10 protein-coding genes and 2 pseudogenes are annotated in these 9,254 nt (G+C 66.8%); 8 read left to right on the top strand and 4 right to left on the bottom strand.

The annotated features are described in order from the left end of the window. A pseudogene (locus tag PF446_RS04045) lies at positions 1-126 on the top strand (DNA helicase UvrD); the annotation flags it as partial. Positions 127-848: 722 nt separating this feature from the next. On the opposite strand, the gene PF446_RS04050 reads toward PF446_RS04045, so the two are convergent. The 3 genes from PF446_RS04050 to PF446_RS04060 are packed head-to-tail and all read right to left on the bottom strand — an operon-like array spanning position 849 to position 4,069. Continuing rightward, positions 849-2,114 carry a heme biosynthesis HemY N-terminal domain-containing protein gene (locus PF446_RS04050; RefSeq protein ID WP_298069962.1) on the bottom strand — a complete coding sequence of 422 codons (1,266 nt, stop codon included), beginning with the start codon at positions 2,112-2,114 and terminating at the stop codon, positions 849-851. Beyond that, complete coding sequence (locus tag PF446_RS04055; protein ID WP_298069963.1) at positions 2,111-3,247, bottom strand: uroporphyrinogen-III C-methyltransferase; 1,137 nt, start codon at positions 3,245-3,247, stop codon at positions 2,111-2,113. Before PF446_RS04055 ends, PF446_RS04050 begins: the two co-directional genes overlap by 4 nt. A gap of 54 nt (positions 3,248-3,301) precedes the next feature. After that, complete coding sequence (locus PF446_RS04060) at positions 3,302-4,069, bottom strand: uroporphyrinogen-III synthase (RefSeq protein ID WP_298069964.1); 768 nt, start codon at positions 4,067-4,069, stop codon at positions 3,302-3,304. Positions 4,070-4,160: 91 nt separating this feature from the next. On the opposite strand from PF446_RS04060, the gene PF446_RS04065 reads away from it, so the two are divergent. The 3 genes from PF446_RS04065 (at position 4,161) to PF446_RS04075 (ending at position 5,625) form a co-directional block, all read left to right on the top strand. Further along, entirely contained in the window at positions 4,161-4,628 is a 468-nt protein-coding gene (locus PF446_RS04065) for a YiiD C-terminal domain-containing protein (RefSeq protein WP_298069966.1), read from the top strand. A gap of 52 nt (positions 4,629-4,680) precedes the next feature. After that, positions 4,681-5,100: a hypothetical protein gene (locus PF446_RS04070; RefSeq protein ID WP_298069968.1), complete on the top strand. Its 420-nt coding sequence runs from the start codon at positions 4,681-4,683 to the stop codon at positions 5,098-5,100. Positions 5,101-5,181: 81 nt separating this feature from the next. After that, entirely contained in the window at positions 5,182-5,625 is a 444-nt protein-coding gene (locus PF446_RS04075; RefSeq protein WP_298069970.1) for a rhodanese-like domain-containing protein, read from the top strand. A 12-nt stretch (positions 5,626-5,637) separates the two neighbouring features. Here the strand turns inward: PF446_RS04075 and PF446_RS04080 are convergent, their stop codons facing one another. Then, complete coding sequence (locus tag PF446_RS04080; RefSeq protein WP_298069977.1) at positions 5,638-6,702, bottom strand: CDP-6-deoxy-delta-3,4-glucoseen reductase; 1,065 nt, start codon at positions 6,700-6,702, stop codon at positions 5,638-5,640. A gap of 80 nt (positions 6,703-6,782) precedes the next feature. Here PF446_RS04080 and PF446_RS04085 point away from each other — a divergent pair, with 80 nt between their 5' ends. The 4 genes and pseudogenes from PF446_RS04085 to PF446_RS04100 form a co-directional block, all read left to right on the top strand. Beyond that, positions 6,783-7,226, top strand: a complete 444-nt coding sequence (locus PF446_RS04085) for a hotdog fold thioesterase (protein ID WP_298069972.1) — start codon at positions 6,783-6,785, stop codon at positions 7,224-7,226. Beyond that, positions 7,223-8,173, top strand: a complete 951-nt coding sequence (locus PF446_RS04090; protein ID WP_298069974.1) for a serine/threonine protein kinase — start codon at positions 7,223-7,225, stop codon at positions 8,171-8,173. The genes PF446_RS04085 and PF446_RS04090 overlap by 4 nt, the downstream gene beginning before the upstream one ends. 107 nt (positions 8,174-8,280) lie before the next feature. Continuing rightward, a complete protein-coding gene (locus PF446_RS04095) occupies positions 8,281-8,724 on the top strand; it encodes a hypothetical protein (RefSeq protein WP_298069975.1) in 444 nt (147 codons plus the stop codon). Positions 8,725-8,805: 81 nt separating this feature from the next. Next, positions 8,806-9,254, top strand: a pseudogene (locus PF446_RS04100) (RlmI/RlmK family 23S rRNA methyltransferase); the annotation flags it as partial.

Below are 9,254 nucleotides of genomic sequence, written 5' to 3' on the forward strand. Positions count from 1 at the left end.
AGCTTCGGCGATGGCGTGGTGATCAGCGCCGAGGGCGGTGGCGCGCACACCCGCGTGCAGGTCAACTTCGAGCAGGCCGGTCACAAGTGGCTGGTGCTGGCCTACGCCAACCTCACGCCGCTCTAGGTTCGCATGCGTCGTTTGGGGTCAGCGACAGCGAACCCCAACATCCAACTTGGATGATGCAGGCCGGAATGGCTCCATCAACCCGGCATGTTGCGATGCCTGGAATCGCGTCGATTGAAAGACCTCCCCCTTTGCGAGGTCGAGTGAAGGTTTGCAGTGCGATTGCCGTCACCTGGCGGTGCCGGGGGTTCCGCTCGCTGAAGCGAGCGGGTTCATTTTCTTGTTTGTCCACAAATGCATCGGGAACGTATTTGAACGGCGCGGTCGACCCGAAGGGCGCAGGGCAGGACGCCCGGAGTAAGAAAACGGAACCAAAAGAAGGGCACCCCAACGTCCGCGCACTCCGCGCCAAAGGCGCTGCGGGTCCGCTCCGGGTTCCGGGCGGTTCGCCGACAGCACCTCCTGTGCTGACGGCGAACGGGCGCACATCCATGTGCGCCCCCTTCGGGCCTGATCCTCCACCCTCCGACGCTTCCGAAGGGGACCCGGGCGTGCCTCGCACGCTGCGGTCGCTCGACGACCGCGAAGACAAAGCGCCCGGGTTCCGCCGTGTCACCTGCGGGCGAGATGCTGTGCAGTATGGGCTTATGCTTTTCAGGGTCCTCCCTGCACGGCGGTGCGTGCCGGACGGAAAAGGCCGAAGGATGGCTCGCTGGCGTCGGCAACCTCGCGATCAACTTCATGCACGAACGTAAGACTCGTGTGAGGAGATCGGCACCGGGCTAGGGCTTGTTGGATGCCGGCAGGTGCGGTACGCCATGCACGTCGCGCTCCTCCGGATCAATCGGACCCTTGGGCGCGGCTGCGGGCGACATGCCCGGCAGCGGCTGTATCGGTTCGCCTCGGGTCATGTGCAGGGCGTTGCGATAGCACTGCTGCGCCAGCAATGCGTTGCCCTGGCCGGCAAAGGCCTCGCCCAGCGCTTCCCAGGCGTCAGCCGTTGGTTCGAGATCGATGGCACGCGACAGGTACTGCCGCGCCTTGCCCCACAGGTCGATGCGCACACACATGCGACCCAGCGCGGCCAGCAGTGCGGCGTCGCCTGGATGACCATCCAGCCAGCCTTCGGCGCGGCGCAGGCGGCCCTCCAAATCAGGCCCCTCCAGGCGTCCGTAGACTAGAACAAGCAATGAGGACCACTGCCGGCGCAACGCCGACTCGATCTCGTCCATGGCCGGCAGCGGACGACCGAGGGCAGCCACCCGGGTTGCATAGGCGGCAATCAGCTCCGGCGTGCGGCGCTGTGAACGCTCCAGTTTCGACCAGAGGCTGTTGACGGCATCGACACCGGTGGCCGCCGTCAGCGCCGCAGCCAGCACGCGGTTCTGCAGGTCGCCAAAGTCATGTGCGTCGAGCGCGCCGCTCTTGCGCAACGGGACCAGAGCAAGGCGTGCGCGGTCGAGGTCGCCATTGGCCAGGCCAGCCTCCGCCAGCTCTCGCCACCCCGCCGGCGGCAACTTGCCGGCATCGGCGGCAGGCGCCAGCATGGCCAGCGCCTCGTCCGCACGCCCATCCAGGCGCTGGATGCGGGCGCGCATCACGCGCGCAGCCTGGGGGGCGCTTTGGGTAGCCTGATCCAGCGCTTCCAGTGCATGTTTGCTATCGCCACGCGCACTGGCCGCACTGGCGGCGGCCAGCCATGCCGCCCCCCTTTGCGGAGCATGCCGGGCTGCGCGCACCAAGTCGCGCTCGGCTTCTCCATGCCGGCCCTCGGCAAGCGCCACCAGCCCTTCATGCAGACGCGCGCGACTGATCCGGCGCTGACGGCGGGTGATCGCACCAAACGGCCAGCGCACCAGCCACCAGCAGAACGTCAGCAACAGCCAGAAAAGCAGAAGCAGCACGATGGCGCCGACGACACTCGTCTGGACCTGCCAACCACGGATATGCACCAGCACCTGACCGGGATCTTCAGCCACCCAGTGCCAGCCGTAGGCAGCCAGAGCGGCCACCACGGCCAGCAACAGGACCCAGCGCCAGACCCTCATCGCTGCGTACCCTTGGCCGGCTTGGCCGATTTGTTTTCCGGCGCAGACGTGTCGGACGGCGCAGCGATGTCGTGGACCGCGCGCAGGTTATGCAACTGCTGCAGGGCTTGGCCGAGATCAGGCGCACTGCCTTCGGAGCGCGACAACCACTGCCGGATCTGTACCCGGGCCTGCTTGACCGGCGCGGCTTGCAGGTCGAAATAACGTTTGATGCGCGCATCGGCCCGCTTGAGCGCCTGCACAAATCCTGTTTCGTTCCAGTCCAGACGCGCGGCCTGGGCCTGCGCCAGGTCCAGCTCCGTCAGGCTGCGCGCAAGGTCGCGCTGGCCGGATGCCAAGTCATCCGTGCTGCGACTGACGCGCACCAGGCCGGAAAAGGCCTGTCCCAGACGCGACCAAAATCCTGTACCGGCAGCCTTGGTCCCGGTCTGCGTGGACTTCAGCGGCCAGGAAGCCACATCGCCACGCATCCGGGCCAGGGCCTCGAGGTCCGCCTGACGCAGTTCCGGTTGCGTTGCGGCCAGTGCCTTGCGCTCAAGTTCGATACTCTGGCGCACGCTGGCATAGGCCGGATCATCGACGTTGGCCATGACCTGGTCCGCCATGCGGTACGCCTTGATGGCCCCGGTCGCATCATGAAACAGGCGGTAGCGCTCACCGGCCATGCGCAACAGCATCCCGGCCTCGTCCAGTCGCATGGCGTCTCGCCCGGACTGTGCACGGGCCGTCAGGCTGGCGACTGCATTCTCCAGGCTGCGGCTGCGCTCGGACAGACCCTGCACCTGACCGTCCACGCCCTGCATCTGCTGCACGGCCTGCTGCACCTGCTGGTGCATCGACTGCTGCTGGCTGGCAACGTCCTCCACCTGCCCGGTCAGCTTGTGCAGCTTGTCCTGCGCGTCATGCAGGGCACGGGTATCGGCATGCGCGTGATGTTCGAGTTGCCACAGCCGCCAGCCGCCGAAGGCAACCCCGATCAAGGCGACCAAGGCCAGCACCAGGGCCAGACCGGCCAGGCTGCGCCCACCACGCGACGGGGGTTTGCTGCCGGAATGCCCGGGCCGGGCCGAAGCAGAAGGAGCCGCTGCAGGAGCAGCGGACGTTGATGCGTTCGAGGGATCGGATGCGCTCATGTGCTCATGCTAGCCCGAGTGCGACGCCACGACCATATCGGGGAGTGTCCCGTGTCAGGACCCCGCACGCGCCATCGCCACGACGACGAGCAGATCGTCCGCCCGTGGCGAGACAGAAACCCGAACGCAATCAAATCCGGACTGCTTCACTTTTGCCTCAAGTCGTGCGCTGCTGACCACGACAGAGCATGCCCGCAAGCGCTCATGAGCAGCTGGCGGCAGTACCTCCAGCAGGTACTCCAGCGCCTGGCTGCTGGTGAGCAGCAACCAGGCGTCGTCCCCAAGCCTCGCCAGCATCTGGAAATGCCGATGCGTCAGACGTGGCCGCGTGCGCTGATAGACAAGGGCCCGGTGCACCCGCGCGCCGCGTTCACGCAACGCCGTTTCCAGCAGACCACGTCCTCCCGGTGCAGTCACCAACGCGATCTGCTGGCCCCGAATCCCCTGCAGCCAGGGATGCTCCAGCAGGCCCTCACTGTGCTCATGCGCACGGGTCGGGGCACGGGCATGATTGAGGCCGGCCCGGGCCAGGGCGCTCACGGTGCCGCGCCCCACACCGAGCACCCGGGCGGAGGTCTCCAGGGGAGCCAGACGCGCGGCAAAGCGGACCGCCGCCGGGCTGGTGAAGATGATCACCTCGTCCGACAGCACCGCCTGCAGCTCCCGACGCGCGGTCTCCACAGGCAGCGGGCGCAGTGACAATCCCGGCAGCAGGTGCGCCCGCCCGCCCATGGCGCGGACCTTGCGCACCATCTCCTGGCCGGTACCGGCCGGACGGGTGACCAGAACATCGGCACCGCGCAGGGGTTTGTCGTGGGTCATGGCCATGACCTCATGCTACCGGGGACACATGCAGGAGCGAAGCGCCCTTGCTCGCGCGGGGGTCGGACGTCACACTCCCTTGCTCATGAACATGCCCACCATTTCCCCACAGGCCCAGCAGCTGGAACGTTTCATCCTCGAAGGCATACCTCTGGCGCGAAGCATGCAGCTGGAACTGCTGGCCCACGATGGCCTCAGTCTGACGTTGGGCGCCCCGCTGGCGCCCAACGTCAACGACAAGGGCTGCGCCTTCGGCGGCAGCCTGAGCAGTCTGATGACCCTGGCCGGCTGGTCGCTGATTGAGCTGATGCTGCGCGAGCATGGCCAGGACTGCGATGTCTTCGTGGCCGACTCGAGCGTCCGCTACCTGGCGCCGGTGTGGGAGGATCTGCGCGCCGAGGCACGACTGCAGGCCAACGCTGACCCTGCCACCTTTCTCGCGACCCTGAACGCACGGGGCAAGGCGCGCCTGCAGGTCGAATGCCTTGTTCGGACCGCAGACGGCACCATCGCCGCGACCCTTGAAGCACGCTATGTGTCCAAACGCCGCAGTCCATGACCAGTTGCGGCACAATGCACAGATGCATCCATGGCCGCTCCGGGAGAACCGCATGAAGCGCACGATCATCGCAACTACACTGCTGACCGCGCTTTTGCTGCTGGGAGGCTGCGCCACCGATCGTCGCAACAAGAGCCTGGAGTCCACCCTGACCGCCTACGGCGCGGCCTTGCGATGGGGCAGCTTTGCCGAGGCGGAAAGCTTCATCGATCCGACCTACCGCAAGGCCCATCCGCTGACCGACTTGGACATGTCCCGCTACAAGCAGGTGCGGGTCAGTGATTACGACAGTGGCAACGGACCGATCCCGGTGAGCAAGGGCACCGTGCGTCAGGTGGTGCGCATCGGCATCATCAACAAGAACACCCAGCGCGAGCGCACCATCATCGACCACCAGACCTGGACCTGGGATGCCAAGCAAAAACACTGGTTGCTGGAGACCGGACTGCCCGACATCACACCCGAGCAGTGACCCGCGCTTTGCGCGGCGGCGGCGGCTCCCGGATAATGTCTGGTTTACCCATTGCGCCACGCGCACCGGCGGATCCAACCCATGAATGATTTCCTGCACAAGCTGCCCGAGTTCGTCGGCCACCATCCCTGGCTGAGCCTGCTGTTCGTGATCCTGCTGGCCGCGATCATCGTCGGCGAGCTCATGCGCCTGATGCGCAAGTACAAGGAGCTGACCCCGGCCACGCTGACCCAGATGATCAACCGCGAGAACGCGTTGGTGATCGACATATCCAGCTACGCGGACTTCGAGAAGGCCCATGTCCCGGGCGCGCGGCATGTGGCGATGAGCCAGTTCGATCCCGAGAACAAGGACTTGGCCAAAGCCCGCGACCTCCCGGTGGTGGTGGTGTGCAAGACCGGGCAGACCGCCTCCAAGGCGGCGCTGCGCCTGGTCAAGGCCGGCTTCACCAAGGTTTTCATCCTGCACGGCGGCATGTACTCCTGGAACCAGGCCAACATGCCCACGGCCAAGGGCCGCGGTTGAGACCGATTCCGCTCAGAGCCCGTGGATGCCTGCGCGCGCATCGAGGATGCGCGTGAGCACCTCCGGCGCGTAGTCGAACGAGTCGTAGTACAGGCGTTCCTCCGGAAGACCCATTTCCACGAAGGCCCGGCGTCCGGCGTCGATCATGGCCGGTGGTCCGCACATGTACACGTCGTGGCCACCGAGGTCCGGATGATCCTGCAGTACCGCCTCGTGCACCAGGCCGGAGCGCGCACGCGCGATGGCGGCCTGCTCCGGATCGGACACCACCGGATGGAAGTCCAGTGTCGGAACGGTCTCGGCCCAGTGCGTGGGCAGGTCGCGCAGATACAGATCGGCGGCGCTGCGAGCGCCCCAGTACAGGTGCATCGGACGCAAGGTGCCCAGGTGCAGGAAATGTTCGACCAGCGCCTTGACCGGAGCAAAGCCCGTGCCCCCGGCCATCAGGATCATCGGCCGCTCGGAATGCTCGCGCGGCACGAAGGTCCCGAACGGGCCCTCCACGCGCAAGCTGTCGCCGACATCGAGCGTATCGAAGACCCAGGACGTGAAACCGCCGCCCGCGACATGCCGCACATGCACTTCCAGGTCGTCGCCGACATGCGGTGCGCGCGCGAGCGAGAACGCGCGACGCTTGCCGTCTTCCAGCAGCACCTCGATGTACTGCCCGGGCAGCCAACGCATGCGCTCACCGGGCCTGGAGGCCAGGCGCAGGCGGACCACGTCTGGCGCCAGCCGGTCCTTGGCGCTCACGCGCACGTCCAGCTCCTGACGCGGCATATCGCCCACCGAAGCCACCTCGCGCACCTCGAGCACCAGGTCCTCCAGCGGCGCCGCCTGGCATAGCAGCACCGCATGCCGGGCCTGTTCGGCAGCGTTCAGCGCAGAGGGCGGATTGCGCGGATAGTGGCAACGGCCTTCCAGCACGGTGGCCTTGCAACTGCCACACATGCCGGCGCGACAGGAATACGGCAGCGCCAGTCCGGCGCGCTGCGCGGCCTCCAGCACGGTTTCACCGTCCGCGACGGGAAACTGGCGTCCGCTGGCTTTCAGGGTAACGGTGAACGGCACGGGGATTCCATGGGTGCAAGGACCTCCATTGTCGCCAATACGACCCCCGCGCCACAATGGATGCTTCCCGTAACCGGAAAATATCCATGAGCCTGTGGCATCACACGCCCGACCTCGAACAGCTCAACAGCCGCAACGAGCACACCTTGATGCAGGCGTTGGGCATCCGCTTCACCGAAATCGGGGAAGACTTCCTGCGCGGCACCCTGCCGGTGGACGCACGCACGCACCAGCCCTACGGAATCCTGCACGGCGGTGCCTCGGTGGCGCTGGCCGAAACCCTGGGCAGCAGCGCTGCCGAGCTCTGCCTGGATCCCGAAAAGCACATCACGGTGGGCCTGGACATCAACGCCAACCACGTGCGCGCCGTGCGCAGCGGCTACGTCACTGGAACGGCGCGCCCGCTGCATGTAGGCCGTACCACTCACGTCTGGGAGATCCGCATCGAGGACGAGACTGGCGTCCTGGTGTGTATCGCCCGATTGACCATGGCGGTGGTACCGCGCCGCGCGATCGGCGGTCGATCGTGAATCCGGACCGCGCGCCCTATGCAGGCCTCTCCCCGGATACGGTGCTGGATGCCGTTGACGCCAGCGGCCTGCTCGGCGACGGCCGCCTGCTGGCGCTCAACAGCTACGAGAACCGCGTGTACCAGGTCGGCCTTGACGACGGTGGCTTCGTGGTTGCCAAGTTCTACCGGCCGGATCGCTGGAGCGCTGCAGCGATCCAGGAGGAGCATGATTTCTGCGCCGAACTGGTCGAGGCCGAACTTCCGGTGGTCGCGCCTCTGGTCTTCGACGGTTGCACACTGCTCCGCCACGCCGGGTTCCGCTATGCGCTGTATCCGAGGCGCGGGGGCCGCGCGCCATCCCTGGAGTCGCACGATCACCTGGCATGGATGGGGCGCTTGCTGGCACGCATGCACGGCATCGGCGCACGCACCTCGTTTCGCCACCGGCAACGCTTTGATCGCGCGCATCTGGTCGAGCAGCCGTCCCGTGCCGCACTGGCATCCGGTTTGCTGCCCGTGCACCTGGAGGCCCCCTATCGCGATGTTATCGTCCGGCTCGATGCCGGCGTCGCCGCGCGCTTCGAGGCGGCCTCACCTGTGCGCAACCTGCGCCTGCATGGCGATTGCCACCCGGGCAACATCCTGTGGACCGACGCCGGCCCGCATTTCGTCGATCTCGACGACGCACGCAACGGCCCGGCAATCCAGGACCTGTGGATGCTGGCCGAAGACGAGCAGGCCATGCGCGTCATGCTGGAAGGCTACGCCGAGTTCGGGGACCTCGATCCTTCCGAACTGCACCTGATCCCTGCACTGCGTGCCATGCGCCAGGCCCACCACGCCGGCTGGATCGCGCAGCGCTGGGACGACCCGGCCTTCCCCGCAGCCTTTCCCTACGCCGCCGAGCCGCGCTGGTGGCAGGAACACATCGACGATCTCAACCAGGCCGCCGACGCGCTGGCCTGAACCCGAAGACGGACGCTGTTCGACTTGCGTAATGGGCGCTACGTGATGGGCGCCCCGGGGAACGCGGGCTCAGCTACCATGCCGCTTTGTTCGCAGGAACCTTGCCCATGCAGCGACTACTGTTGCGCCTGATCGGCGTGTTCGAAATCGCCGGTGGCCTGTTCGGCCTCGTCGCGCAAATCGAACGCCTGTTCCCGTGGGGCAGCATGCCCGACATGATCAGCGCCCTGGTGGGCATCGTGCTGTTCGCGCTGCTGCTGGTGGCCGGCGTGCTGCTGCTGGAACACCACGCCGCCGGAACCCGCCTGTCGCGATGGCTGCAACTGGCGCAATTGCCGGTGATCGGCACGTCGTTTTTCAGCTACGCGCTTTATGCCGGCGTGCGGCTGGATCTGGACGTGGTGATCCAACGCCCGCTTTCGCTGCTGATCCATGCCGACATCGGCCGCTGGCACTGGCTGCTGGCCCTGGCCGGTCCGCACAACTGGCACCTGGGCATCAACCTGGTCGCGCTGGCGGCCTTGGGGATCCTGCGCTGGAAGCGTGCGTAGGGCGGACGCCGTCCGCCTCCCGGAAACGGTACGCACGCAGCTGACCCTGTCCGCCCTGCACGCTGCCGGTACAATCGTGTGATGACGACGACACCGACCATCACGCTCAATACCGAACGCCTGCCGGGCCATCCGTGGATCTGGTCGGCCCAGGCGCATAAACCGCGCACGCACCTGCCGCCGGGCAGCATCGTGCGCATCGTCGACGCGGCGGATCGCTTCGTCGGGCACGGCTTCTGGAACGGCCATGCGCGGGTCGCGCTGCGCGTGCTGGATATCGACCCGGACGCGATCATCGACGCGGATTTCATCGCCGCACGCATCGCCCGCGCGGTGGCGATGCGACGCGAGCTGCTGCAGCTGGACCACGTCAGCGACGCATGGCGGGTGATCAACAGCGAGGGCGACGGGCTGTCCGGACTGGTCGTGGACCGCTACGGCGACACGCTGGTGATCGAATACTTCGCCGCCGGCATGTGGCGCTTGCGCGAGGCCATCGAAGCCGCGCTCCTGGCGCATTTCCCGGGCGC

The organism is Oleiagrimonas sp. (genome assembly GCF_027858935.1).
Classification (GTDB): Bacteria; Pseudomonadota; Gammaproteobacteria; order Xanthomonadales; family Rhodanobacteraceae; genus Oleiagrimonas.

Bases quoted from the DNA above. Each gene is read 5' to 3' on its own strand.
- PF446_RS04050 (WP_298069962.1), bottom strand. From the start codon at position 2,114: ATGAGGGTCTGGCGCTGGGTCCTGTTGCTGGCCGTGGTGGCCGCTCTG.
- PF446_RS04055 (WP_298069963.1), bottom strand. From the start codon at position 3,247: ATGAGCGCATCCGATCCCTCGAACGCATCAACGTCCGCTGCTCCTGCA.
- PF446_RS04060 (WP_298069964.1), bottom strand. From the start codon at position 4,069: ATGACCCACGACAAACCCCTGCGCGGTGCCGATGTTCTGGTCACCCGT.
- PF446_RS04065 (WP_298069966.1), top strand. From the start codon at position 4,161: ATGCCCACCATTTCCCCACAGGCCCAGCAGCTGGAACGTTTCATCCTC.
- PF446_RS04070 (WP_298069968.1), top strand. From the start codon at position 4,681: ATGAAGCGCACGATCATCGCAACTACACTGCTGACCGCGCTTTTGCTG.
- PF446_RS04075 (WP_298069970.1), top strand. From the start codon at position 5,182: ATGAATGATTTCCTGCACAAGCTGCCCGAGTTCGTCGGCCACCATCCC.
- PF446_RS04085 (WP_298069972.1), top strand. From the start codon at position 6,783: ATGAGCCTGTGGCATCACACGCCCGACCTCGAACAGCTCAACAGCCGC.
- PF446_RS04095 (WP_298069975.1), top strand. From the start codon at position 8,281: ATGCAGCGACTACTGTTGCGCCTGATCGGCGTGTTCGAAATCGCCGGT.